The sequence below is a fragment of the Sphingopyxis sp. P8 genome, from assembly GCF_020622175.1.
In the GTDB taxonomy this organism is placed as follows: domain Bacteria; phylum Pseudomonadota; class Alphaproteobacteria; order Sphingomonadales; family Sphingomonadaceae; genus Sphingopyxis; species Sphingopyxis jiangsuensis.
In genome coordinates this window covers 330,364-355,091 of sequence record NZ_JACNMK010000001.1, presented here as the reverse complement: position 1 = coordinate 355,091, position 24,728 = coordinate 330,364, and the positions used below count along the sequence as shown (strand labels likewise).

Annotated in this window: 21 protein-coding genes and 1 tRNA gene; 16 read left to right on the top strand and 6 right to left on the bottom strand. The window is 63.7% G+C overall.

The annotated features are described in order from the left end of the window. Positions 1–70: 70 nt before the first annotated feature. From H7692_RS01765 to H7692_RS01745, 5 genes are all read left to right on the top strand, one after another. Positions 71–526: a TadE/TadG family type IV pilus assembly protein gene (locus H7692_RS01765; protein WP_201925327.1), complete on the top strand. Its 456-nt coding sequence runs from the start codon at positions 71–73 to the stop codon at positions 524–526. Next, positions 526–2,148, top strand: coding sequence for a pilus assembly protein TadG-related protein (locus tag H7692_RS01760; RefSeq protein ID WP_227339674.1), 1,623 nt, complete (start codon positions 526–528; stop codon positions 2,146–2,148). The genes H7692_RS01765 and H7692_RS01760 overlap by 1 nt, the downstream gene beginning before the upstream one ends. Positions 2,149–2,240: 92 nt before the next feature. Further along, the gene (locus H7692_RS01755; RefSeq protein ID WP_227339673.1) at positions 2,241–3,134 is read left to right on the top strand and encodes a type II toxin-antitoxin system prevent-host-death family antitoxin; all 894 of its coding nucleotides are present in this window, start codon (positions 2,241–2,243) and stop codon (positions 3,132–3,134) included. Positions 3,135–3,339: 205 nt separating this feature from the next. Beyond that, on the top strand, positions 3,340–4,533 hold the full coding sequence (locus tag H7692_RS01750) for an acyl-CoA dehydrogenase family protein (protein ID WP_227339672.1): 1,194 nt from the start codon (positions 3,340–3,342) through the stop codon (positions 4,531–4,533). Between the two features lie 110 nt (positions 4,534–4,643). Beyond that, on the top strand, positions 4,644–5,783 hold the full coding sequence (locus H7692_RS01745) for an acyl-CoA dehydrogenase family protein (protein WP_227339671.1): 1,140 nt from the start codon (positions 4,644–4,646) through the stop codon (positions 5,781–5,783). Positions 5,784–5,809: 26 nt separating this feature from the next. Here H7692_RS01745 and H7692_RS01740 read toward each other — a convergent pair whose 3' ends face one another. The 4 genes from H7692_RS01740 to H7692_RS01725 all read right to left on the bottom strand — a co-directional run bounded on the left by H7692_RS01740 (position 5,810) and on the right by H7692_RS01725 (position 13,180). Then, on the bottom strand, positions 5,810–8,215 hold the full coding sequence (locus tag H7692_RS01740) for a TonB-dependent receptor domain-containing protein (protein ID WP_227339670.1): 2,406 nt from the start codon (positions 8,213–8,215) through the stop codon (positions 5,810–5,812). A gap of 62 nt (positions 8,216–8,277) precedes the next feature. Further along, entirely contained in the window at positions 8,278–9,213 is a 936-nt protein-coding gene (locus tag H7692_RS01735; protein ID WP_201925315.1) for a FecR family protein, read from the bottom strand. Then, positions 9,203–9,724, bottom strand: coding sequence for an RNA polymerase sigma factor (locus H7692_RS01730; RefSeq protein WP_201925314.1), 522 nt, complete (start codon positions 9,722–9,724; stop codon positions 9,203–9,205). Before H7692_RS01730 ends, H7692_RS01735 begins: the two co-directional genes overlap by 11 nt. A 243-nt stretch (positions 9,725–9,967) precedes the next feature. Next, a complete protein-coding gene (locus tag H7692_RS01725) occupies positions 9,968–13,180 on the bottom strand; it encodes an autotransporter domain-containing protein (protein ID WP_227339669.1) in 3,213 nt (1,070 codons plus the stop codon). A gap of 182 nt (positions 13,181–13,362) precedes the next feature. On the opposite strand from H7692_RS01725, the gene H7692_RS01720 reads away from it, so the two are divergent. After that, on the top strand, positions 13,363–14,079 hold the full coding sequence (locus H7692_RS01720; RefSeq protein ID WP_222136148.1) for a 2OG-Fe(II) oxygenase: 717 nt from the start codon (positions 13,363–13,365) through the stop codon (positions 14,077–14,079). Between the two features lie 14 nt (positions 14,080–14,093). On the opposite strand, the gene H7692_RS01715 is transcribed toward H7692_RS01720, so the two are convergent. After that, positions 14,094–14,183: transfer RNA gene (locus tag H7692_RS01715), tRNA-Ser, on the bottom strand. A 225-nt stretch (positions 14,184–14,408) separates the two neighbouring features. On the opposite strand from H7692_RS01715, the gene H7692_RS01710 reads away from it, so the two are divergent. The 10 genes from H7692_RS01710 to mazG are packed head-to-tail and all read left to right on the top strand — an operon-like array spanning position 14,409 to position 23,406. After that, complete coding sequence (locus tag H7692_RS01710; protein WP_222136155.1) at positions 14,409–15,470, top strand: lytic transglycosylase domain-containing protein; 1,062 nt, start codon at positions 14,409–14,411, stop codon at positions 15,468–15,470. After that, entirely contained in the window at positions 15,454–16,410 is a 957-nt protein-coding gene (locus H7692_RS01705; RefSeq protein WP_222136156.1) for a septal ring lytic transglycosylase RlpA family protein, read from the top strand. Before H7692_RS01710 ends, H7692_RS01705 begins: the two co-directional genes overlap by 17 nt. A gap of 8 nt (positions 16,411–16,418) precedes the next feature. After that, a complete protein-coding gene (locus tag H7692_RS01700; protein ID WP_222136157.1) occupies positions 16,419–17,648 on the top strand; it encodes a D-alanyl-D-alanine carboxypeptidase family protein in 1,230 nt (409 codons plus the stop codon). Further along, positions 17,645–18,271 carry a dTMP kinase gene (gene tmk, locus H7692_RS01695; protein WP_222136158.1) on the top strand — a complete coding sequence of 209 codons (627 nt, stop codon included), beginning with the start codon at positions 17,645–17,647 and terminating at the stop codon, positions 18,269–18,271. Before H7692_RS01700 ends, tmk begins: the two co-directional genes overlap by 4 nt. Then, positions 18,268–19,248 (top strand): DNA polymerase III subunit delta', encoded by a 981-nt coding sequence (locus tag H7692_RS01690; protein ID WP_222136159.1) that lies wholly within the window; start codon positions 18,268–18,270, stop codon positions 19,246–19,248. Before tmk ends, H7692_RS01690 begins: the two co-directional genes overlap by 4 nt. Before the next feature lie 38 nt (positions 19,249–19,286). After that, positions 19,287–20,864, top strand: coding sequence for a methionine--tRNA ligase (gene metG, locus H7692_RS01685; protein ID WP_222136160.1), 1,578 nt, complete (start codon positions 19,287–19,289; stop codon positions 20,862–20,864). Then, complete coding sequence (locus H7692_RS01680; protein ID WP_201925296.1) at positions 20,864–21,640, top strand: TatD family hydrolase; 777 nt, start codon at positions 20,864–20,866, stop codon at positions 21,638–21,640. The genes metG and H7692_RS01680 overlap by 1 nt, the downstream gene beginning before the upstream one ends. Positions 21,641–21,653: 13 nt before the next feature. Further along, entirely contained in the window at positions 21,654–22,418 is a 765-nt protein-coding gene (locus tag H7692_RS01675) for an MBL fold metallo-hydrolase (protein ID WP_201925294.1), read from the top strand. After that, entirely contained in the window at positions 22,415–22,597 is a 183-nt protein-coding gene (locus H7692_RS01670) for a hypothetical protein (RefSeq protein WP_201925292.1), read from the top strand. The genes H7692_RS01675 and H7692_RS01670 overlap by 4 nt, the downstream gene beginning before the upstream one ends. A 35-nt stretch (positions 22,598–22,632) precedes the next feature. Further along, a complete protein-coding gene (mazG, locus tag H7692_RS01665) occupies positions 22,633–23,406 on the top strand; it encodes a nucleoside triphosphate pyrophosphohydrolase (protein ID WP_201925290.1) in 774 nt (257 codons plus the stop codon). On the opposite strand, the gene hflX is transcribed toward mazG, so the two are convergent. Beyond that, positions 23,403–24,725 (bottom strand): GTPase HflX, encoded by a 1,323-nt coding sequence (gene hflX / locus H7692_RS01660; protein ID WP_201925288.1) that lies wholly within the window; start codon positions 24,723–24,725, stop codon positions 23,403–23,405. The two genes, mazG and hflX, sit on opposite strands and share 4 nt — an antisense overlap. Between the last annotated feature and the right edge of the window lie 3 nt (positions 24,726–24,728).

Genomic DNA, 24,728 nt, shown 5'->3' with positions numbered 1-24,728 from the left:
GCAAAATACGCAAAATTAAGTGCGCCGATCATCGACGGCAGCTTCACCGATGCCGGTCCATCATCGGGGCATGACAGTTCACACCCCCTTGGTTTCGGCGGCTTGGCGGTTCGGTCGATTCGCGCGCCGCCTCGCCGGGTCGCAGCGGGCAGCGGCGATTGTCGAGATGGCGATCGTACTTCCGCTGCTGCTCGCACTGGCGATGGGCATATTGGTCTATGGCCAATATTTCCTGCTCGCGCACAGCGTCCAGCAGGCGGCGAATGACGGCGCGCGTGCCGCAATCGTCGGCCTCGATGCGGAAGATCGCCGGGCCATCGCCGAACGCGCGGTCGACCGGAGCATGGGCGGCGTGGAAAGCTATACGCCGACCGCGCGGGCAGTCGCGGTGAGCGAGACGACCGACGCGGTGACGGTGGCGGTGAGCTTCACCGTCCCCGAGGACAGCTTCCTCCGCTCCGCCTTTGTCCCGTCGCCCGGCAACGTCATCACGGCGCGGGCGACCTTCGAGCTTCCGGTCGACTGATGGCAACGCCGCCCCCCTCGTTCGGCCGCGACGCGCGCGCCGGTGTCAGCACCATGACGGCGTTCGGGCTGACGATGCTGATCGGATCGGCCGCGCTCGCGGTCGATGTGGGATCGCTCTATCTCGACCGCCGCAAGCTCCAGGGGATTGCCGACGCCGCGGCGCTGGCCGCCGCCGAACGGCCGGGGGAGGAGCGTGAAGCGGCGGAACGCATCATCGCCGCGAACTGCAATTGCAACATCGCCATCGCCGTGCTCTCGGCCGGCACCTATACCGCTGATCCCGCCATCGCTGCCGAAGAGCGGTTCGCCCTTGGCGGAACATCGCCGAACGCCGTGCGGATCAAGCTGGTGCGCAACCGTCCGCTCTTCTTCGGGCGGTTTCTGTCCCGAAAGGACAGCAGCGTGATTGGTGCGACCGCTACGGCGGCGCGCCGGGGTTATGCCGCCTTTTCTCTCGGCTCGCGTGTTGCGGCGGTCCGCGGCGGCATCCCGAATGCCGTGCTGTCGGCTCTGACGGGGAGCGAGGTCAACCTGTCGGTCATGGACTATGAGGCGCTGGCGAACGCCGACGTCGACCTGCTCGCCTTTTCCGACGCGTTGCGAACCGATCTCGATGCGGAGATACTGACCTTTGGGCAGACTCTCGACAGCCAGGTCAGCCTGCCGCAGATCCTATCGGCGCTCGCGCGGTCGACCGACGGGCGCGGGGCGGAGGCGCTCGACCGGATGGCCTCGCGCGCGCTGCCGCGGACTCTCGTGCCATCGCACGCAATCGACCTTGGCCCGCGTTCGTCGACGATCCGCATCGACCCGGCCAATCCCGTCAAGGTGAACGCGCTCAGCCTGCTACGCACGATGCTGTTCCTCGGCAATGCGAACCGGCAACTCGACCTGTCGATTGCGAGCGACCTTCCCGGCGGGTCGGGGATCGACGTAGCGCTGCTGATCGGCGAGCCGCCCGCACAATCGCCGCTGATCGCGGTAACCGACACGAATGACGTCATAGTCCGCACCGCGCAAGTCCGGCTGAAGATCGATGCGACGGTCCGCACGCCTGCGGCGCAGGTGCAAATACCCGTGGTTGCCGAACTCGGATCGGCTTCAGCGCGGATTACGGACATCGATTGCAGGCCGCACAGCAGCACGGCGGTGGCGCTGGGCGTGAAAACATCGCCCGCAACACTCGCCATCGGAACGGTCGACGACAGCGATTTCCAGAATATGCAGCGCCCGCTCGACGTGCGCACAGCAAGGCTGCTGCGTCTGCCGCTGGCCTATGTCGAGGGAGAAGCCGAACTGGTCATGTCGGATCTTGCCGAAAAGCCTGCCGGCTTTTCGCGCGCCGACATCGATGCGGGCACTGTGAAAAGGGTCGAAAGCACCGGACTGGCCACCGGTGCCGCCAAATCGCTGGCCGACCGAATGGAGCTGAAAGCCCATATCCTCGGCATCGGTGTCAATGCAAAGGCGCTGACGGCGCTCGTCGGCGAGACGGTGGGAATCGCCGCACCGGCCATCGACGGGGTTATCGAAGGTCTGACAGGCGCGCTGGGCGTCCACATCGGAGAGGCCGATGCGCGCGTCAATGCGCTGCGATGCGGAAAGGCGCGGCTGGTGTGACCGGTTCGGCGCCACAACGGACAGAAATTACGGCCTTTCGGAGCGTCGCTTGCCCATAAGAATAGGGAAGGGGCAGACGACGGGAGCATCCGATGGCGAGGAGGCAGCAACCACAGCGTGTATTGGCAGCAAATTTCATACGCGGTTTTGCGAGCTGGCGGGTGCGAGCCGCGCGCGATCCCGTGGTGGTGACGCATCACGGAAAGGATGCGCACGTCCTTATATCCCTCGACGACTATCGGAGACTTGACGGCCACGATCCCGACGCGCCCGGTCACTCGCTCGAAGTCTCGCAGGCGCGTCTGGTCGAATCGATCCGCGACGCGGTCATCCTTGTCGATCGGCAGCGGCGCCTGGTCGCCATCAACCCGGCTGCGGCAGACATGCTGGAACTGTCCGCCGCTGCCGTAAGCGGTGAACCGTTGGAGTTGGTGGTGCCACGTGTGACAGAAAACCCGCTCTATCCGCATCTCTTGCGCCTGCTTGACCATCGCGCGCGCTTCTCGGGCAACATCGCTGCGCTGACGCGGCCCCGCCAGTGGCTGCATGTCGATCTGGTCCCCGTGCCGATCGGAGGAGCGATCATCCTGCGTGACGTCACGGCGTCAATCGACGCGGCGGCCTCCAGCGACCGCGGACAGGCGACAATGCGCGCCCTCGACGCCGACGGCACGATCGGGCACGCGCGCCTGTCGGTACGCGAAATGATCGAGGCGGCAAATGATTGTCTGGTGGCGATGGTCGGATCGGACGCCGCGGCGATCCGCCGGGTGCGCTTCTCGGCCTTGCTTGCAAATGGACATCGGCATGGTTTCATCGACGCGCTCGAATCGGTTTTCCGGTCAGGCGAGCCAGCGTGCGTCGCATCCGAGTTGATTACGCGGGGGGGAGGGTGCGTTCCCGTGCGCCTCTCCATCGCCGAACTGCGCGGCGCCCACGCCAGCGAGGGGGCTGTCGTTCTGGTAAGCCGGCACGGAGACGCGTAGCGATTGGCGAGGCGCTCGTTACCGTCGCCGTAGCGTCACCCCAAATCCCAAGCCTGGACTCACGCAAAACTGCGCCGCGCGGCACTGGACAAGGCCGCTTTGGCGGCGCAATCTGTTCGCGAAAGCCGGTTGCAATCCGGAACCTACCGTTTACGTAAACGTGAGTTGAGACTATAAGGGCGCCTCAGCCCAAGGGAGATTCGTCATGGACATGGAGTTCAGCCCCGAAGACCTCGCCTTCCAGAAGGAAGTGCGCGACTTCATCGCCGAAAACTACCCCGCCGAACTGCGCGGGAAGCAGGATGAAGGCGAGGAATTGTCCAAGGAGGACTTTCTGGCGTGGCACAAGGTCCTCTACGAAAAAGGCTGGGTCGCGCCCGCGTGGCCCGTCGAATATGGCGGCACCGGCTGGACGCCGACGCAACGCTTCATTTTCTCCGAAGAAACTGCACGCGCCGATTGCATCCGGCTGCTGCCTTTCGGCCTGTCGATGGTCGGACCGGTTATCTACACCTTTGGCACGCCCGAACAGAAAGCCTATTTCCTGCCCCGCATCCTGTCAGGAGAGGATTGGTGGTGTCAGGGCTATTCGGAGCCGGGCGCAGGCTCCGACCTCGCGTCGCTGCGGACGACCGCGGTGCGCGATGGTGACGATTATATCGTAAACGGACAAAAGACGTGGACGACGCTGGCGCAGCACGCCGACTGGGGCTTTTTCCTCGTGCGCACCGACAAGGAAGCCAAGGCGCAGGAAGGTATTTCCTTCCTTCTCATCGACATGAAATCGCCGGGTATCACCGTGCGCCCGATCATCACGCTCGGCGGCGAGCATGAGGTGAACGAGGTTTGGCTCGAGGATGTGCGCGTGCCTGTGTCGCAGCGCGTCCATGAAGAGAATAAAGGTTGGACCTGCGCGAAATTCCTGCTCGCGCACGAACGCACCGGTATCGCGGGCGTCGCGGCGTCGAAGCGCGGGGTCGAAAAGGTCAAGGCGATCGCCCGCACCGAAGTCGACGGCGACAAGCCGCTACTCGCCAATCCTTTCTTCAAGCGCAAGGTTGCCGAGCTGGAGGTCGATCTGACCGCGCTCGAATTCACCGAGCTGCGCAGCCTCGCCGGACCGAACGCGGGCAAGGGGCCGGGACCCGAGTCGAGCCTGCTCAAGATCAAGGGCAGCGAAATCCAGCAGCGGTTGACTGAGCTGACGCTTGAGGCCGTGGGCCATTATGGCGCACCCTATTTCCGCAGCTTCGGTGAAGGCGATAACGAGCATCCGATCGGCCCCGACTATGCGCATCGCGCGGCGCCAACCTATTTCAACGTCCGCAAGACGACCATCTATGGCGGGTCCAACGAAATTCAGCGCAACATCATCGCGAAGATGGTTTTGGGTCTCTGATATTATAATCGACGTCATCCCGGCGAAGACCGGGATCTCGCCCTTTCGCCATAATGCAGCGGTGGGATCCCGGCCTTCGCCGGGATGACGAAGAAATCGAGGATAGTTTAATGGATTTCACCTACACCGAAACGCAGGACATGGTCCGCGACACGCTGGCGCGCTTTCTGGCCGACACCTACGATTTCGACACGCGCCAGAAGTTCATCGACAGCGAAACGGGGCGCGACCCTGCGATCTGGACCGCATTGGCGCAGGAACTCGGCATGCTGGGTGCAGCCTTTGGCGAGGAGCATGGCGGCCTTGGCGGCGGCGCGCTCGAAAATGCGATTGTGATGGAAGAAATGGGCAAGGTCATCGCGATCGAGCCCTATGTTCCGACGGTCGTCATCGCGGGCGGCGCGCTCAAGACCGTTGGCGGCGCGCAGGCCGACGCGATGATCCCCGAAATCATCATGGGCAATGCGATCATCGCCTTTGCCTATGCCGAGCCGCAAGGCCGCTACGATCTCGCCAACCTGCGGACCACCGCCAAGAAGGACGGGAGCGGTTACGTGCTGAGCGGGCACAAGAGCGTCGTTTACGCCGCACCCTGGGCCACACACCTGCTCGTCACTGCACGGACGGGCGGCGGACAGCGCGATGCCGAGGGCGTATCGCTGTTCCTGATCGACGCAAACCTGCCGGGGATCGTCCGCCGCGACTATCCGACCGTCGACGGCAATCGCGCCTCCGAAATCTATTTCGAAAATGTCGCCATTCCCGGTGATGCGCTGCTCGGCGGCGAAGGAGCGGGGCTCGCCCTGGTCGAGCAGATCGTCGACGAAGCCATTGTCGCCACCTGTGCCGAGGCGACGGGCGTGATGCAGAAGCTGCACGAAGGCACGCTCGAATATACGCAGCAGCGCAAGCAGTTCGGCGTGCCCATTGCGAAGTTCCAGGTGCTCCAGCACCGTATGGTCGACATGTTCATGGAGGTCGAACAGGCGCGTTCGATGACCATCATGGGGACGCTGAAGCTCGACCTGCCCGCAGACGAGCGCAAGGCGGCGGTGTCGGCGTGCAAGGCGAAAGTCAGTCGCGGGGCGAAATTCGTCGGGCAGAATGCGATCCAGACACATGGCGGCATCGGCATCACGCAGGAGCTTGCTATCGGCCATTATTTCAAACGCGCGACCATGATCGAGGGCCAGTTCGGCAGCGCCGATTATCACATGGACCGGTTCGAGCGGTTGACGCTCGCAGACTGACCGTGCCCCGACGGTCGGCGTCGCCGTCAATAGGCGATGTCGACCGCGACGCGTAGCGTGCGGGGACGTAGGGGGGTCAGAAACCCGGCGCTCCCTTCGAGAAAGGGCGTCCCGAGCGCGAAACGGTTTCCGCGAGCATCGAACAGGTTCGTAAGCGTCAACGACAGTCCACGCCGCTCGTCGCCGAGCCGCATGGCGAGCCCCGTGTCGACATAGTCGCCCTGGCCCTCGCCGAGGATCGGACCGATTCCCAATCGCGACGGGCCAACGTAATTGGCCCAACCGTTCACACGGAAATCGCGATCGCCGAGCTGCATGACATAGGTTATCGAACCGCGCGCTGCATGGCTTGCGACATTCGGTATGCGGCCCAATCGCGCGGGCGCGGCGGCGAATATCGGCAGAATCTGCGGTGCCAGCTCATCGACCTTGCTGTGGTTGTAAACGCCGCCGAGCTCGAAAGTGAGGGCCGATGAGGCGCGCAGTGTCAGCGCCCCCGTAACGCTGGTAATCCGGCCATCGCCAATGTTCGCGGTCGTCGGAAAACCGTTGCTGTCGATAAAATCGGCCTGAATATCGCGCCAGCGACTGTGCGATACCGCGACATTGGCATCGACGATACTGTTGCGCTTGTCGCCGAACCGCATACCGGCTTCCCATGTGCGCACCTGATCGTTGCGAAAGCGCCGCACGAAATCGCCGTCGATCGCAAGACCGCCGGGGCGAAACCCCTCCTGGTAGCGCGCATAGAGTTTCACATTGTCGAGCGGCGTTGCGAGGATCGAAAGCGACGGGAGCAGGTCGGTCTCGCGCCGGCTCGCCGTCGTCGCCTCGCCCGCCAGTTTTACCGCGAAAGGAACATCCTCCGCGCTTCCGCCGAGCCGCATGTGCGAAAGCCGCGCGCCGCCCGACAGGATGACGTCGCGAACCAGTTCGACGTTCGCTTCGGCATAGCCGGTGAATTCGGTGATGTCGTTCTGCACGCCTGGCAATGTGGTGCGCAGGCCGCCAAAGCCATACTCACGCCTCTGGGCCGTACGATTGTCGATGAAGCTTGCGCCGAGCACCCAACCCCAGCCGTCGTGAAAGGGCCGGGACAACCGGTTTTCGCTGACAATCATCGTCGTCCGGTTGCGTTGGTCGAGCACGCGGGGACGGTCGGCGAAGGCGTCGATGACCGCCGGAGCGAAAAGGCGATCGACGTCGACCGTACCGGCAACGCCGTTGGGCAAACTCGCGTCGAAACGCTCGGCCAGTCGGTGGCGCACATAGGCATTCGACGATTGAAAGTGCAGACTGCCCCAGTCCTTTGCAAGAACGACCGTGCCCATCGCATAGCGCGCCTTTGCATTCTGCTGCACCAGCGAATGACGCATCAATGGCGGCGCATCCTTGTCGGCATATTGCGCATCGTCGGAGGTGATCGCCTGATAGACGCCCCCGACGTCGACGGTCCAATCGTCACCTGCGTCGATCCGAAAGACGCCGCGTCCGCCGCGGATGTGTACGCGATTGACGTCGTCCTGCCCCCGCAGGGGATTGTCGATATAACCGCCCTCGCTGATCATATAGCCGACGAGCCGCAGGGCATGACCGCCATCGCCGACGGGCAGGTTGACGATCCCTGCTATGTCGCCGCCGGGTTCGCCGTGCTGCGTCAGCGTCAAGCCTCCGATCGCCTGCAACGTCAGCGCGTGCGCATCCGGAGCTTTGGGCACGGCGCGAATGATCCCGCCAAGCGATCCGGCGCCATAGAGCGTGCCTTGCGGGCCTTCGAGAACCTCGACACCGTCGATGTCGTAAAGGCGCAGGTCGGGGTCCGGCGCGTTATAGCTGATCCGGATGTCGCCCAGATACTGGCCAACCGTCGCCTGCGTCGGCCCGGTAAAACTCGAATCGGCGATCCCCCGGATGAACAGCTTGTTGCGCCCCGATCCCAAATGGGTCGAGGAGACGGTTGCGACGCGTGACAGGATCGAATCGGTGCCACGCTCGCCACCAAACGCCAAATCGCCGCCATCCAGAAGGGTGGCGACGCCCGCAAATTGCGAATAGGGCAGTTCGGTCTTGGTGGCGTTGACGATGATTTCGTCCTCGGGCGCCGCGACAAGGAAATCGTCGGGAGCGCGAGCGCGTGGTTGCGGCGGCTGTCGTGGTGGGGTCGCCGCGCGATGGGATACGCGCTGCACCGACGCTTGCCGCTCGATGCGCCAACTGGTCGTACTCACGCGGACCGCGCGCGTTCCGGTTCCCGCGAGCATCCGCCGTATCGCTTCATCGACACCCATGCGGCCGCGCACCGGCTTGACCCGCGTCGCCCAAAGCTGCGCATCGGCAACGCTGATGCTCACGCCCGCCTGCCGGCTGAGGAGAGGGAGGGCGCTGGACAGACGGCCGCCCGGAACGTCGTAGCGACTTTCCTCGGCCGCCATCACCTGCGCCGGCGTGCCCAGTGTCGCGATCGCCAGAACGATCGAAAGGCCGCGCTCGCCGGTCAGCGCGCAAGCTCCCAGCCATCGCCCTTTTTACGCGCGCGCGTGCCGGAAAGCGCCGCCAGATCGGCGATCGTGCGTGCACGGTCGGGATCGATGATCAACGCGCCGCGGAACGACAGATCGGCAGCATCCGGCGCAACCGTGACCTGCATTCCGGCGGTGCGCGCCAGATCCTCTGCGACAACCGCCAATGGCGTATCGTTATAGACCAGCAAGCCGTTCCGCCACCCGCCGACGGTCGCCGTGTCGACCGACCGCACGACCGGCGCATCGGAGTCGCCATCGCCGACATCGAGACCCTGACCGGCGGTCAAGCGAACATTCTGACGGTCCGGATTATAAGCGACCACGCCCTCGGACACCGCCACCGAGGTCCGCTTGCGGCCGCGCACGACGTTGAAAGCCGTGCCGAGGTCGACGATTTTCGCTTCGCCGGCCTCCACCACGAAAGGCGCATCGTCGCGATGAACCACATGGAACATCGCCTCGCCGGATTCGAGGCGGGCAAAACGCGGCCGGTCTTCGTCGAGCTCGATGATCGAGGCGCCGTTGAGTTCGATCCGCGAACCGTCAGCGAGTTCGATTGTGAGATGTTCGCCGGCGGCGGTCTGGATACGGCCGGTGTCGCCGAAAAAGGCAGGACCATTCATGCCGACGACGAGGGCAAGCGCTGCAGCGACCGCGCCGCCAAACCACGCGCGCCGCGACAACCGCCGCCGCTGCTCGGGCGCGGGCACGAATACCGTTTTGCGGACCGGCGGCAGACTGTCGAGATCCTCGTCGAGGCAGGCGACCGCATCGTAAACGGCGCTATGTTCGGGATCCTCGGCAAGCCAATTGGCGAAGTCGTCCCAGTCGGCAAAAGCCGGATCGCGCTGGCGGATAACCCAGTCGATCGCCTGCGCTTCGGCGGCGTGCTGCTTGTCAGGACGCATCGAATTGCCTCCGGAGTGTGGCGAGCGCGGCATAGACTTTACGCAAATCGGCTTCGACAGTGCTCAGGCTGACACCCAGTTCGATAGCGATGTCGCGCTGCGCCACCCCGTCAACCCTAAACCGCCGAAATGCGCGCGCAGGCCGTTCTCCGGTTGCGTCGATTGCCTGCTCGACCTGCACAAGCTGTTCGCGAGAAATGAGCGCGTTTTCGATCGACGGACGTTGCCTCGGCTGCGTCTCGCTCCAGTCGTGGTCGCGTTTTTCGCGTTGGCGGCTCGACCGGTAGCGGTCGAGCATCAGATTGTTGGCCGCGCGCATGATATAGGGCAGGGGATCGCCAATGGGGCCGATCTGTCGTTCGGTCAGCCGCATCCACAAATCCTGAAAAATATCCTCGGCAGCATCCCCCGCACCGCGAAGTTCCAGGAAACGGACAATGCGCGCGCGTTCGGCCAGCAAAATCGCTTCGATGCCTTGGACGGCGTCGGTCTGCTCCCTAGCGTCGGTCATGAAGTTCTTGTTTCGGAACGCCGTCTTTTGCTGGTCGGTGCTGCCCCCGCGCGCACCAAAGGGTCCCCTGTTCGCGGCGTCATATAGCGCCAAAACACGTCCGCGCAACCATGGTTCATATGGGCGCCCTTGGCGGGGGAGGGTTGCGGTTGCGAACATCGGTTCCTTCTTCGTTGGCGCCAAGGCAAGGGGGAAGCAGACAGGGAGGGTGCTTCCCCCTTGCAGCGGAGTCGGTCAGGGGGGCTAGAGACCGACCCGCAGGCTCGCACGGAACGCCCAGCCAACATGGCTTTGCTGTTCCTCCGCAGACACTTCGGCGCCGACCTGGAAGGCCGAATTGCCAGCGATGCCGCGAAGGCGGCCGACCCAACCGCTCGTGCGCTCCTCTGGGGTAAGGGTGAACGGCGTGCCGTTCTTGAACGACGCCACGGTGGCGCCGAGCTGACCGCTGACGATTTCGCGGCGGCCGGCTTCGAGTTCGAAGCGCGTCCAGCCCGAATAGGCATCATAACCGCCGAAATCGAGGCCGACGGCAACGGTGCCCGTCACGGCAAGCTCGTCGCTGCTGCGGCCAAGGACCGTCAGGTCGAGCGCGTCGCCACCACCCGTTTCCTGATAGCCGTCCTCTTTGAGCTTGTAATAATCGACGGCCAGCGTGGGACGGAGCGAGATCATGCCTTTGCCGCGCATGTCATAAGCCACGGCGCCCGATGCAGACCACAGCGTCGCATCCCATTTGCCACGCATCGTTTCTTCGATGTCTTCGGCACCCGCTTCGGCCGTGAATATGCGCGTTCCCTTCATCTTGACCGGCGCGCCCGAAACGCGGGCGTTGGCCATGAACTTGTCGGACCGCAGGCGCCAGTGGAGGGCGCCTTCGAACTGGCTGGTGCTCACCTCATTGGCATTGCTGCCGTTGCTGTCCTTGCCGCTGAGATAGGCGATCGAGCCGCCAAAGTTGCCGAGGTCGCTCTTGATCTCGGCCCCCATCGAAATACCCCAGCCGCTGACATCATAGCTGGCGGTATCGCCGACGCTCTTCGACGTGCCCCAGACGGCCTGGTTGACCCAATAGCCCCACTTCCCCTCGTCCTGGTACAGGGCGTTCGGGTCCTGAAGGTAGCGGGCAAGCGCGCGCGAACCGGTCGTGACGGTTTCGAACACGCCGCCTTCATGTTCGGGGAGCATCTGACCCAGCTGATTGCGGAAATGGTCGCCGTCGGCAATGTCGAGAAACACGTCCTCGATGTCTTCATCCTTGGCCACTGCGGCAAGAACGGCGCCAAATGCGCTCGCTTCCGACCGGTTGAGGCCAAGCTCGGACACTTCCTTGCGCGCGACATTGACGATCAGCTGGTTCGCGTTCGACGACAGCGTCCCCTTGTAAAGGAACGGAAGCAGGGTCGACGACGCGGTCAGATTGTTTGCGCCGGTCAGCGTTCCCGCGGTCAGAACGACATGCTGCCCTTCGGCCTGTGCAAGGCTCGACAGCTTCAGAATGAGCTTGGAATCGGCGGCAAAGCTCGCATTGCCGGTAACCTGCAGCGCCGTGCTCGACCCGCCGCCCAGCGTGACACCGAGGGAGCCCTTGTCGGTGACGGCAAGCGAAGAGATGGTGCCGCTGCCAATGACGTCGAACGTGCCGCCGCCAACCGAGACCGCGAGTCCTTGCGAATTGACGAGTCCTGCCGAAAAGACCGCAGTTCCACCGATCGTAAGCGTGTCGGCGCCGCCGCCGAAATCGGCCGTGCCATTGAACACCGACGTACCGGCCAGGGTCATCGTGTCGTTACCGGCACCAAAGCGCGCGGTACCGGAATAAACGGCATCGCCCGACAGGGCGAGGCGGTTGTTCCCGGCGCCGAAATAGGTCGTGCCCTTCACGCTGCCGTCGGCAATGTCGAACAGATCGTCGCCGCCGCCGAAGCGCACGTCGCCGACGATCGACGGGGCGGCAACCCCCGAGGCGACCGCAGTTTGCTTCACCGTCGTTCCGCCGTTGTTTGCCGACAGATCGATCGCGATGTTGCGATCTGACGTTCCCGTGGCGCCCGTTGCACTGATCGTACCGCTATTCTCGATCAGGTCGAGCGTACCCGACAGGTCGACGATGCCGCGCGCCGTTCCGTTGGCCCCTGTCGTCTTGGCGGCGATCGTTCCGCTGTTGCGAATGAAGGGGAGGTTGGCGCCTGTGTCGACCAGCACCGCCGTCGCGACCGCGGTGGCGACATTCTCGGTCGTCGTGGCCTCGATCTTGCCTGCATTGCGCAGTTCGGGCGTCGTCGCACCCGCGCCGAATCGAATTGCCGTCGCAGCCATGTCGCGTGACAAGGCGACGACCGAACCGGTGCCGCCGATGCCGATACCGCCAGCGATGGTCACGTTGCCGCCCATGCCGCCGATCTGCATCCCGTTGCCGGTTTTGCCGGCATAAAGACCGCTGCCGAGGATCGAGCCGTCGATGATGACGCCAAGCCCGGTTCCGGTGCCTGCCACGGGCCCGATGGTGACATCTTGCGTTGCCGACCCGATACGGACAGCGGCGGCCGAACCATAGGATCGGATCGCTGCCGACCCCTCCTTGCTGTCCTCGATGCCGTCCTTATCCTCGTCCTTGTCGTCCGGGTTGGTATCCTTGGGCGGTACTGCAAAAACGATCCCGCCCGTCACATTGCCCTCGATCGACAGCGCCGGACCGCCGATCAGCAGATCGTCGGCGTCGAGTTTGCTCGGATCGGCAGGTGCAGTGGTGTGGCGATAGCCGGTGGCCGAGAGGTTGCCCTGCACGACAAGCGCGCCGGTGATATTTCCGGCAAGCCGCGCCGCCACCGCGTCAACACCGACCGCAGTGATCGTTCCCGCAAGGCGGACATTGCCGGTAACATCCTGCAACCCGACACCCAGCGCACGGTCGCCGAGCACCGAAATGGTGCCATCATTCGTGAAATTGCCCGTCAACGGCCCGCCCAGGCGAATGCCCGCCGAATCATTGCCGCGGATGGTGATTTCGCCACTATTGACGATATTGCCGGTAAAGGCGCCGCCTGTGGAAATGCCGGTCCGTCCCGTCCCGATCGCAAATGGGCCGTCGAGGTCGCCGTCCTTGTCGATGTCGGTCGGATTATAGACTTCGTCGATGATGATCTTGCCGGTCGCGCCGTTCGTGATCGCGCCGACCGTTCCCGCACCCGCGGAAATGCCAGTCGCGCCATTGGCGTTCGTGATCTGGATCGTGCCTTCGTTGACGACCTTGTGGTTGCTGTCGATCGTGACGGCGGTGCCGCTGGTCGGCTTGATCGAGCCGGCCGACGTGATCTTGATGTCGTCAGGGCCGCCCGATTTGACGGTCGACGTACGGACCGGTGCGGTCGTCGCCGTCGTGATCGTCGTTTCAGCGTGAAGCGGCGTCGAAACAATAGCGGCCAGGCAGGTGGAGGCCAGCAGGGTTTTGCGCATCGGGTTCCTCTTGTGAATGTCGCTCGGGACGTATTCCCTTGAACATCCACAAGACGGAGCCGGTCGGCGGCAGCCTTGAAAAAATCTTGGCGCTTGTTTGACCGCAAGAAGCGGGGCGCGATGTTACCGGCAGGACCCTATTTGTCGGCGCCGTGTTTTCGCCAGGACAAGGACAGGCCGATATGTTTCCCGCCAGTGTATTTGCCGATGCCCAAGCGCTCGATATCAAGGCGCTGGCGCACGACCTCAACGAACAGGGTTGGCACGTCGTGCCGCAGTTGCTGTCCCCCGAACAATGCGCCGCGCTTCGCCACAATTATCGCTGCGACGATCGTTACCGTAGCACCGTGGTCATGCAGCGCCATGGATTCGGCCGGGGCGAATATCGCTACTTTCGCTATCCACTGCCCGATCCGATCGCGCAGCTGCGCACTCGTTATTACGTCCCGCTGGCAGGGCTCGCAAACGAGTGGATGCAGCGCACGGGCAAGGAGCAGGCCTACCCCGCCGATCACGCCACCTTTATCGAACAATGCCATGCGCGCGGGCAACAGCGGCCGACGCCGCTCATTCTCCGCTACCGTACCGGCGACTTCAACTGTCTGCATCAGGACCTTTATGGCGAGGTGCATTTCCCCTTTCAGATGGCGATATTGCTGTCTGAACCCGGATGCGACTTCCATGGCGGCGATTTCGTGATCACCGAGCAGCGCCCGCGCATGCAGTCGCGCGCGCATGTCGTTCCGCTGGGCATCGGCGACGCGGTGATTTTCCCGGTGAACGAAGCGCCACGGGACGGGACGCGCGGCACATACCGCGTAAAACTGCGTCACGGCGTCAGCGTCGTCCGATCGGGCGAGCGCTTCACGCTCGGCATCATCTTCCACGACGCGAGTTGATTGAGGCAGGTCGATGGCGGACAGGGTGGGATTCGAACCCACGGTGAGCTTGCACCCACGGCGGTTTTCAAGACCGCTGCCTTAAACCACTCGGCCACCTGTCCGGTAGAGGCGCCATAGCGCGTGGGCGATGCGCGGCAAGCAAAACATGGCGCGGCTCGACCCGGCGCACATTTGAATCGCCCTGTCTTGCCATCCTATGGCCAAGGTGCGTGCATCTGTGTCACTATTTGCCTATGGGGTGGGACGATATGCACGCTCGAACATTCAGAATCAGGCCGGTTTTCGCCTTTGTCTCCGTCGTCCTGTCGGCTTGGGTGCTGGACGATATGCACGCTCGAACATTCAGAATCAGGCCGGTTTTCGCCTTTGTCTCCGTCGTCCTGTCGGCTTGGGTGCTGACAGCATCGGCGCCGCTGCGGGCACAAGGCAGCGACGCGGGATTCGACGCCTATGTCCAGTCGCTCTGGCCGAAGGCGCAGGCGCGCGGCGTGTCGCGCGCGACCTTTGATCGCGTGACCGCCGGGTTGCGTTACAATGCCCGCGTCGTGGCGCTCGACCGCGACAATCTGGGCAGTCCGTCGAGTTCCAATGCTCCGATCCCGGCCTTCACGCCGTACAAGATCAGGCATGTCGATGCGGCGCGAATCAATGGCGGACGGCGCGTTCACGACCGGCTGCTCCCGCTCTTGTCGCGCATCGAACAACGGACGGGCGTGCCGACGAGCATCATGATCGCCATCTATGGACACGAGACGGCTTATGGACAGGTAACGGGGAGCTTCGATCTCCCCGAGGCGCTTGCGACCCTCGCCTATGAAGGGCGCCGCCGCAGCCTGTTCGAGCCCGAATTTCTGGCGACGCTTGAAATGGTACAAAAGGGTGTCCCGCGCGAGGTGCTCAAGGGAAGCTGGGCCGGCGCTTTCGGTTATCCGCAATTTCTGCCTTCGGTCTATCTTCAGGTGGCCGAGGATGGCGACGGCGACGGGGTGGCACGGATCTGGTCGAGCGAAGCGGACGCGATCGAATCGATCGGTTCCTACCTCCGCCGTGCAGGGTGGCGCGCCGGGCAGCCGTGGGGTGTCGCGGTGCGCGTGCCTGACGGCTTCAATCGCAATGCAGTCGCCAGCCGCCTCGTTCCGACGCGGTGTCCGCGGGTCTTTGCGCGCCATAGCCGTTGGCGGACGATGGCCGAATGGCGCGCCGACGGGATCGCGCCGCTCGACGGTCGATGGCCCGACGGTCAGGTCCAGGCGACGTTGCTCGAACCCGACGGTCCGGGTCGGACCGCCTATTTGCTGACGGGCAATTACCGTGCGATACTCGATTATAATTGCTCGAATTTTTACGCGCTTTCTGTGGGGTTGCTGGCGGATGAGATCGATCGATAGGGGCGGGGGCCTGATCGCGGGTGCGGCGCTGTTACTCAGTGGTTGCGGCAGTTTCGACGGCACGCGGGGGGACGGACCGACCGCCGGTCCGGCACCGTCGGCAGCAGGCAGTCTGGTATCCGACACGCCCGTCAAGCTTGGCAATCCGTACGCCGTCGGCGGCGTCACCTATACGCCGGTCGACGTCGCGGACTATGATGCAGTGGGCTATGCCAGTTGGTACGGCGATGAGCTCGCGGGGAAACCGACGGCCAACGGCGAGAAGTTCGACCCGGCGCGCATCAGCGCCGCGCACAAGACGCTGCCGCTGCCAAGCTATGTCGAGGTTACCGCGCTCGATACTGGACGGACGATTCTGGTCCGCGTCAACGACCGCGGTCCGATGGCGAACGATCGGCTGATCGACCTGTCGCGCGCGGCAGCCGAGCAGCTCGGCCTGTCGAGCGGCGTCGCGGCCGTCCGCGTCCGCCGCACAAACCCGCCCGCGGCGGAACGGGCGCAACTGCGCGCCGGCAAACCGGTGCCCGAAAGGATCGTAACGCCGCAGTCGCTGCTCGCGATCTTGCGCGCCAAGGCAAAGAAACTGCCCGTCCCGGCGATGGCACCTGCAGCCGCTGTCACCATCGAACCCCCACCGCCCGTCGCTTCGGCAAAGGCGAAACCCGGCGATGATCGGATCGATATGGGGACGTCGACCGCCAAGCCCGCCGCTTCGGCGTCACCGGCAAAGGACGGAAATATCGTCGTCCAGGTCGCTGCATTCAGCAGCGAGGCGCGCGCTGACGCGACCGCCACGGCCGTAGGCGGCACCGTCAGCCGATCGGGCAACCTCTGGCGCGTTCGCATGGGTCCCTTTGCCAGCCAGGCCGAAGCGCAGGCAGCGCTCGACCGGGCCAAGGCCAAGGGTTTTCGCGACGCGATGCTGCTGCACGACCGCTGACAACCACAATGAACTTCAGTCGAGCATTGACGAGAGCAGGGGTAACCGCCGTCCTGTTCGCCGCATTGTCGGCCGCGACGCTCGCGCCAGCACCGGCGCGCGGCGACGCGACACCGGCGCGCCCCGCAACGCGGCCGCTTTATGTCACCGAAGCGCCGATCGTCATGCTCAAGGATGCCGATTCGGGGGCCATATTGTTTTCGCGCGGCGCCGACAAACGATTTGCCCCGGCCTCGATGACCAAGGTCATGACCGCCTATGTTGTGCTCGATCTGATCGCCAAGGGCGAACTTGCACACGATCAGCAGTTCACGATGACCGAGGCGCTCTGGAAGAAATGGAACGGGTCGACCGGCGGATCGACAATGTTTCTGCGAGCAGGCGAGAAAGTGTCGGTCGACCAGCTGCTCAAGGGGCTGATCACCGTTTCGGGAAATGATGCCGCGGCGCTGCTGGCAGCAGGGATTGACGGGAGCGAACAGGCTTTTGTTCGGCGAATGAACAAAGTAGCAGCCGAACTTGGCATGAGTTCCAGTCGATTCGGTACGCCCAATGGTTGGCCCGACGGTGGAGTTACCAAGGTCAGCGCCGCCGACCTTATCACGCTCGCCGATCGGCTGATCCGCGATTTCCCTGCCGATTACGACCGCTATTTTGCCATTCCCCGCCTGCAGCATGGCAAGGCGCCCGACGGCACGCCGATCGTCCAGCCCAATCGCAATCCGATTCTTGGCCGTTTTGCGGGCGCCGATGGACTGAAGACGGGGCATACCGCCGAAGCAGGCTATTGCTTCCTCGGGTCGGCCAGGCGCGACGGGCGCCGGTTGATTATGGTGGTGGCAGGTATGGGCAGCGAAAAGGCACGCCGCGACGAGGCCGAAAGGTTGATGCGCTGGGGTTTCGAGGAATGGGAAGGGCGTCTGGTGGCGCCTGCGGGCAAGGTCGTCGGCCACCTCGACGTGAACGGCGGAACCGCGCCGATGGTCCCCGTAGAAACGCCGCTTCCCATCAGGGTGACGGTGCCCAAGGGCTTTTCGGGCGGGTATCGCGCGGTAATGCGCGGACGAGCCCCGCAAAGCGCGCCGGTCGGCCGACGCGTCAAAGTCGCTGATTTGGTCGTAACGCCAACGGGACTGCCGCCACAGATAACACCGCTAGTCGCGACAAGCGGCGTCGAGGCAACCGACAGCCTTTGGTCGCGCAGTCGTACCGGCCTTTACCGATTGACCGGCCGTTGACGGGGCGCTTCATCACGCTCGAGGGCGGCGAAGGCGTCGGCAAGTCGACCCAGATCCGCGCGCTCGCCGACGAACTGACGGTGCGCGGCATCGAGGTCGTCGTCACGCGCGAACCCGGCGGCAGCGAGGGCGCCGAGGCCATTCGCGAGCTACTGCTTCATGGAGACGATGATCGCTGGGATGCGCGCGGCGAAGCGCTGTTGTTCGCGGCAGCGCGCGCCGACCATGTCGCGCGCACGATCCGGCCCGCGCTCGAACGCGGCGCATGGGTCCTGTGCGACCGTTTCGTCGACTCGACGCGCGCCTATCAGGGCGGCGGAGGGGGAGTCACGGACGCCGATATATTGGCCTTGCATCGCTTCGGTTCGCAGAATCTGTGGCCCGACCGGACCTTCCTCCTTCGCGTCTCGCCCGCCGAGGCCGCGCGCCGCCTTGCCGCGCGCGATATCGAAGGCAGCGATCGTATGGGAAGCAAGCCGGACGAGTATCAGGCCCGTCTTGCCGCGCGTTTCGACGAAATGGCCGCCGCCGAGCCTCTACGCTGGCGCGTCATCGATGCCGGGGCCGCCGCACCGGTCGTGACCGCAACGATAGTCGCCGAACTCCAGGACTGGCTGTCATGATCGGCCATGGAAGCGCCGAATATGCCTTTCGCGAGGCCTGGCTGGGCGGACGGATGCACCACGCATGGCTTCTTGCGGGGCCGCAGGGGATGGGCAAGGCTACTTTTGCGCATCGGGCGGCGCGCTTTCTGGTGACGCACGGTCGCGCCGGTGCAGGAGGCGCCGGATCGCTCGACGATCCCGGCGACCCGGCTGCGGCAAAGCTCGTCGATGCCGGGAACCATCCCGAATTGATCAGCCTTGCGCGCCAGCCAAAGGACAAGTCCAAGGACCTCGCACGCAACATCACCATCGACCAGGTTCGCCAGATGATCAGGCGGCTGCACCTGTCCTTGTCGCTTGGCGATTGGCGCGTCGTCATCATCGACGCCGTCGACGATCTCGAAACCGATGGCGCCAACGCATTGCTCAAGACATTGGAAGAGCCGCCGGCGCAGACATTGTTCCTGCTCGTCAGCCACTCGCCGGGACGCCTCCTTCCCACGATCAGGTCGCGGTGCAGAATCGTCCGTTTTCAACCGGTTGATCGTGACGTCATGGTGGCATGGCTGCACGAAATGCGCCCGATGCTCGACGTCGAAGAGGTGCGCGCGATTGCCGCGGCCGCGGGCGGTGTCCCGGGCAAAGCACTCGCGCTGATAGACAGCGATGTCGCGGTGATGGAGCGCAAGCTGACGGCTATCGCCGAGAGCGGCGATCCCGGAAACAGGTTGCGCGAAGCGCTCGCGCGCGAGGTTTCCGGTACCAGCAACCGCGCGAGGCTCGAGCTGGTCATCGACATCGTTCCCGGGCTTCTTGCACGGATAGCGCGCGAGCGCCCGGTTGAGGACGTCGGCCCGGTTCTGGAACAATGGGACCGTGTCCAGCGCACCGTCCGCGACGCGGTACGCGGATCCTATGACGGCGCGATGGCGGGCTTCGAGATCGGCAACTGTCTGGCCGAACTCGCGCCGCGCGGCCGCGAGGGCGCACGCTGACGCTTTCCCTTGCGCGATGCAGCGGCTAAGGCGCGCGCATGTCCGAACCTTTTTATATCACGACCGCAATCAGCTATCCCAACGGTCGCCCGCATATCGGCCACGCCTATGAAGCGATCGCAACCGACGTCATGGCGCGGTTCCAGCGCGCGCGCGGTCGCGACGTGCGGCTGATTACCGGCACCGACGAACATGGCCTCAAGATGTTCCAGACCGCGCGCGACCAAGCGCGCGCGACAATCGACCTCGCGGACGAAATGTCGGGATATTTCCGTGAGATGTATGCCAAGCTGAATATAAGCTATGACAATTTCATGCGCACTTCGGACCCTGCGCACCACGCCGCGTCGCAGGCGATCTGGCGCGCGATGCAGGCCAATGGCGACCTCTACCTCGACCGCTACGAAGGCTGGTATTCGGTACGCGACGAGGCTTTTTACGACGAGAGCGAGCTCGTCGATGGGGAAGGGGACACACGCCTGTCCCCGCAAGGAACGCCGGTCGAGTGGACCGTTGAAGAAAGCTGGTTCTTTCGACTTTCGGCCTATCAGGACCGCCTTCTTGCACTTTACCGCGACAATCCCGATTTCATTCGTCCCGAGAGCCGTCGCAACGAGGTGCTGCGGTTCGTCGAAGGTGGTCTGAAGGACCTTTCGGTGTCGCGCACCAGCTTCGACTGGGGCGTGCCGGTGCCGGACTCGCCGGGCCATGTGATGTATGTGTGGGTCGATGCGCTCACCACCTATTTGTCGGGACTCGGCTATCCCGATCCGGCGAGCGATTTCGGTAAGTTCTGGCCGGCGAATATCCATATGATCGGCAAGGATATCGTTCGTTTTCATACGGTTTACTGGCCGGCCTTTCTGATGAGTGCAGGTTTGCCGCTGCCGAAGCAGGTGTTCGGCCACGGCTTCCTGCTCAACCGCGGCGAGAAAATGTCGAAGTCGCTCGGCAATGTGGTCGATCCAATGGCGCTCGCCGAGACCTTCGGCGTCGATGCGCTGCGCTATTATCTGCTGCGCGAAGTGAGCTTCGGACAGGACGGCAGCTATTCGGCCGAAGCGATCGTCCGCACCGCCAATGCGGACCTTGCCAACAGCTTCGGTAATCTGGCGCAGCGTAGTTTGTCGATGATTTTCAAAAATTTGGATGGCGCTTTGTCGAGCGATTGGCCGCCGACGGAGGATGACAAGGGCCTTATCGCTGACGTCCTCGATATGGCGCGCACCCGCCTGCCGCGCGAGTTTGAGCAATTGGCTTTTTCTGTGGGCATCGAAGACTGGATCCGGGCGGTTTTCGCCTGCAATCAATATGTCGACGCGCAGGCGCCGTGGACGCTCCGCAAGACCGACCCCGAGCGCATGCGCGCAGTGCTGATGACGTTGTTCCAGGCGGTGCGCACGCTCGCCATTGCGATCCGTCCCGTCGTCCCGGCGGCCGCGGACAAGCTGCTCGACCAAATGGGCATTGCGCTGGATGCTCGTGATTTTGCTGCCCTTTCTGACGAAGACTGGTTTGCCAAGCTCGTCGATGGCGGTTTCGCCGTTGCCCAACCCATCCCCATTTTCCCGCGGCTCGAACTGCCCGAAGGGGAAGGGGAAGAAGTGACCGCCTGATGCTCGTCGATTCGCACTGCCACCTCAATTACAAGGGGCTCGCCGAGCAGCAGGGTGAAGTGCTCGAACGCGCCCGTGCGCGCGGCGTCACGGCGATGCTCAACATCGCAACGCGCGAAAGCGAATGGGACGATGTTCTTGCTGCTGCTGAAGCCAATGAGGACGTGTGGGCGAGTGTGGGCATCCATCCGCACGACGCCGATAACCATCCCGACATCGATACCGCCAAGCTCGTCGCGCGCGCCGCCCATCTGCGCGTGATCGGGATCGGCGAGACCGGTCTCGATTATTATTACGACAAGAGCGATCGGCAGCGGCAGCAGGACAGTTTTCGGCGCCACATCCATGCGTCGCAGCAAACCGGGCTTCCGATTATCGTCCACACACGTGACGCAGAGGCCGACACGCTCGCGCTGCTCGGCGAAGAAATGGCGCGCAATCCGTTCACCGGCGTCATTCACTGCTTCACCGCAAGCGACGATTTCGCGCGCCAGGCCCTCGACCTTGGGCTCTACATCTCGATTTCGGGTATCGTGACGTTCAAGAATGCGGCCGAGCTACAGGCTACCGCGCGCTGGTTGCCGCAGGAGCGGCTGCTGATCGAAACGGATTCACCCTTCCTCGCGCCCGTGCCGCACCGCGGCAAGACCGGCGAGCCGGCCTTTGTTGCCGATACGCTGGCATATCTCGCCGAGCTGCGCGGCGCGGACCGTCAGGAGCTGGCCGACGCCACAAGCGCCAATTTCTACGCGCTTTTCAGCAAGGCGGCGCCATGACGTCGTACGCGGCATGAAGGTCCGGATATTGGGATGCGGCACGTCCTCGGGCGTGCCCCGGATCGGTAACGACTGGGGTCAGTGCGATCCCGACAACCCCCGCAATCTACGCAGCCGCGCGTCGATACTCGTATCGCTTGGCGGCTTCCGCCTGCTTGTCGACACCAGTCCCGACATGCGTTTGCAGCTGCTCGATGCAGATGTCGGTGCCATAGACGCCGTTATCTGGACGCACGAACATGCCGACCATTGCCACGGAATCGACGACCTGCGGCAGATCATGCACCTGCGCCGCTCCGCCGTGCCCGTTTATGCCCGCCATCATGTGCTCGACATATTGAAATGGCGATTCACCTACGCCTTTGCTGGCAACGCCGGCTATCCGGCGTCGGTCGATCCCATTGACCTTGAGGATCATCAATCGATCGGGCCGATCGAGGTTTCGGCCATTGAAATGCCGCACGGTCCGATCAAGGCGACGGGGCTGATCTTCTGCGACGGTGCGCACAAGGTTGGCTATGCCACTGATTTTTCCAAGTTCACCGATGAAATGGTCGAATTTTTCCAAGGCGTCGACCTGTTCGTCATCGATGCCTTGCGTCGCTATCCGCACCCGACGCATCCACACTTGGCGATGACACTCGAAGCGCTCGTCAAGGTCGGGTCGCCGCGCGCCATCATAACCCATATGGACAATACGATGGATTATGACGACCTTGCTTCCGAACTGCCAGCGGGCGTCGAGCCCGGGTATGACGGGTTGGAGGTGGAGATATGAACGGTGACACGGCTGTCCAACTGATCTGGTTTGCGGGAGCCTTCACGCTGGTTCTCAGCGCGCTCGTCGTCCGGCGTTTGCCAGCGGCCGATTGGATCAAGCTCGGGCTTGCCTGGGTGGCGATATTTGCGCTGGTGTTTCTGGCCGTCTGGACGTTCCAGGCCGCCCGCGGCGCCTAGATAATTTTACATAATATATATTATCGGATAAATTTATGCCCGTTTCGGACGAGTTGTCCCCCATCAATCGCCTGCTCGCTATCATGCGGCAATTGCGGAATCCCGATGGCGGGTGCGAATGGGATCTGGCGCAGGATTTCGCATCGATCGCCCCCTACACCATCGAAGAGGCCTATGAGGTTGCCGACGCCATAGCGTCCGGCAATCCCAATGCGATTTGCGACGAACTCGGCGACCTGCTGCTCCAGGTCGTGTTTCACAGCCAAATTGCCACCGACAAAGGTCTGTTTGACTTCAACGACGTCGCCTCAGCCATCAGCGCGAAGATGGAACGGCGGCACCCGCATATTTTCGGTGACGCCACGGCCGACGACGTCCGCCAGCAATGGGAACAGATCAAGGCCGACGAGCGCGCGGCCGAGGGACCAAATAGCGCGCTTGCCGGCGTGGCATCTTCGCTACCGGCACTGCTGCGTGCACAAAAGCTGCAGGCGCGCGCGGCGCGCGTCGGTTTCGATTGGCCCGACGCGGACGGCCCGCGCGACAAAATTCACGAGGAACTAGCGGAAGTCGCTGCTGCCGCGGACCCAGCGGACCGCGCCGAGGAGGTCGGCGACCTGTTGTTTGCAGTGGTCAACTATGCGCGCCACCTCGGCGTCGATGCCGAAGACGCCCTACGCGCGGCAAACGCCAAGTTTGCTCGACGTTTCACCGCGGTTGAGGAGCGCGCGGGAGCGAACATGGCATCGCTTTCGCTCGATGTGCTCGAGACGCACTGGCAAGCCGTAAAAGCGGACGAAATCAGCTAGGCAGAAGGCCAAAGTCGGTCGAAACGCGCGCGATCGGCAGGGTCGAGCCGAACGGTCAGCAGATGACCGCCCTCCTCGGCCACATCGGCCAGCACCTCGCCGCGCGCGTGCAGCCACGCCATTGCCTCCCCTTGATCGAACGCCAGGAAAATCCGGTGTTCGACATGACGCGCGGTCAGTTGCGACGCCATGAACATGCGCGCCTGCTCGACGCCTTCGCCGGTTTCCGCCGAGATGATCGCGACGTCGGCCCGTCGCTCCGCCACGGCTTCGATTTCGGCGCGCCGCTCCGGTTCGGCGGTGTCGATCTTGTTCCAGATTTCGATCTGGGGCACGGCCTCGACCGCCTCCGCGTCTCCGTCTTGTGGCCCATTGACGCCCAGCGAGTCGAGGATCGCACGCACATCGTCATATTGGGCGTCACTGTCGGGGTGCACGATATCGCGAACATGGACGATCAGGTCGGCGGTCGTCACTTCCTCCAGCGTCGCGCGAAACGCCGCAACAAGTTCGGTCGGCAGGTCGGAAACGAAACCGACCGTGTCGGACAGTATCGCCTTGTCGATGCCGGGCAGCCGGATCTCGCGCATCGTCGGGTCGAGAGTCGCGAACAACATATCTTCCGCCATGACGTCACTGCCTGTCAGGCGATTGAAAAAGGTAGATTTTCCAGCGTTCGTATAGCCCACGAGCGCGATCACCGGCCACGGTGCGCGTTGCCGCTTGGCGCGCTGCAACTGCCGCGTGCGGCGCGCATCGTCGAGTTGGCGCCGAATACGCGCCATCCGGTCCCTGATCATGCGCCTGTCGGCTTCGATCTGCGTTTCGCCGGGACCGCCAAGAAAGCCGAATCCGCCGCGCTGACGCTCGAGGTGGGTCCAGCTGCGCACCAGACGGCCCGCCTGATAATCGAGATGCGCGAGTTCGACTTGGAGACGCCCTTCGGCCGTCGCCGCGCGCTCGCCGAAAATTTCGAGAATCAATCCTGTCCGGTCGATGACCTTCGCGCCCAATTCGGTTTCAAGATTGCGCTGCTGGATCGCGCTCAGCGGGGCGTCGACAATGACAAGCTGCACTGCTTTCGCGTCGATGTCGGGCCGGATTGCCTCGATCTGCCCGACGCCGATCAGCGTCGCGGCACGCGTCTGGCGCAGTCGAAGCGAATGCACGGCGACGACATCGAGTCCGATCGCGAGTGCGAGGCCTTTCGCTTCCTCTACGCGGGCGTCGAGGTCGCGCGAAAGCCGCTGCCCGCGCCACTCCGGCACGACGAGCAACGTGGCTGCCCCCCGGGTGACTTCGCCATCGCTTTCGATCATTGC

Bases quoted from the DNA above. Each gene is read 5' to 3' on its own strand.
- H7692_RS01765 (WP_201925327.1), top strand. From the start codon at position 71: ATGACAGTTCACACCCCCTTGGTTTCGGCGGCTTGGCGGTTCGGTCGA.
- H7692_RS01760 (WP_227339674.1), top strand. From the start codon at position 526: ATGGCAACGCCGCCCCCCTCGTTCGGCCGCGACGCGCGCGCCGGTGTC.
- H7692_RS01755 (WP_227339673.1), top strand. From the start codon at position 2,241: ATGGCGAGGAGGCAGCAACCACAGCGTGTATTGGCAGCAAATTTCATA.
- H7692_RS01750 (WP_227339672.1), top strand. From the start codon at position 3,340: ATGGACATGGAGTTCAGCCCCGAAGACCTCGCCTTCCAGAAGGAAGTG.
- H7692_RS01745 (WP_227339671.1), top strand. From the start codon at position 4,644: ATGGATTTCACCTACACCGAAACGCAGGACATGGTCCGCGACACGCTG.
- H7692_RS01740 (WP_227339670.1), bottom strand. From the start codon at position 8,215: ATGGCGGCCGAGGAAAGTCGCTACGACGTTCCGGGCGGCCGTCTGTCC.
- H7692_RS01735 (WP_201925315.1), bottom strand. From the start codon at position 9,213: ATGCGTCCTGACAAGCAGCACGCCGCCGAAGCGCAGGCGATCGACTGG.
- H7692_RS01730 (WP_201925314.1), bottom strand. From the start codon at position 9,724: ATGACCGACGCTAGGGAGCAGACCGACGCCGTCCAAGGCATCGAAGCG.
- H7692_RS01725 (WP_227339669.1), bottom strand. From the start codon at position 13,180: ATGCGCAAAACCCTGCTGGCCTCCACCTGCCTGGCCGCTATTGTTTCG.
- H7692_RS01720 (WP_222136148.1), top strand. From the start codon at position 13,363: ATGTTTCCCGCCAGTGTATTTGCCGATGCCCAAGCGCTCGATATCAAG.
- H7692_RS01710 (WP_222136155.1), top strand. From the start codon at position 14,409: ATGCACGCTCGAACATTCAGAATCAGGCCGGTTTTCGCCTTTGTCTCC.
- H7692_RS01705 (WP_222136156.1), top strand. From the start codon at position 15,454: ATGAGATCGATCGATAGGGGCGGGGGCCTGATCGCGGGTGCGGCGCTG.
- H7692_RS01700 (WP_222136157.1), top strand. From the start codon at position 16,419: ATGAACTTCAGTCGAGCATTGACGAGAGCAGGGGTAACCGCCGTCCTG.
- H7692_RS01690 (WP_222136159.1), top strand. From the start codon at position 18,268: ATGATCGGCCATGGAAGCGCCGAATATGCCTTTCGCGAGGCCTGGCTG.
- metG (WP_222136160.1), top strand. From the start codon at position 19,287: ATGTCCGAACCTTTTTATATCACGACCGCAATCAGCTATCCCAACGGT.
- H7692_RS01680 (WP_201925296.1), top strand. From the start codon at position 20,864: ATGCTCGTCGATTCGCACTGCCACCTCAATTACAAGGGGCTCGCCGAG.
- H7692_RS01675 (WP_201925294.1), top strand. From the start codon at position 21,654: ATGAAGGTCCGGATATTGGGATGCGGCACGTCCTCGGGCGTGCCCCGG.
- H7692_RS01670 (WP_201925292.1), top strand. From the start codon at position 22,415: ATGAACGGTGACACGGCTGTCCAACTGATCTGGTTTGCGGGAGCCTTC.
- mazG (WP_201925290.1), top strand. From the start codon at position 22,633: ATGCCCGTTTCGGACGAGTTGTCCCCCATCAATCGCCTGCTCGCTATC.
- hflX (WP_201925288.1), bottom strand. From the start codon at position 24,725: ATGATCGAAAGCGATGGCGAAGTCACCCGGGGGGCAGCCACGTTGCTC.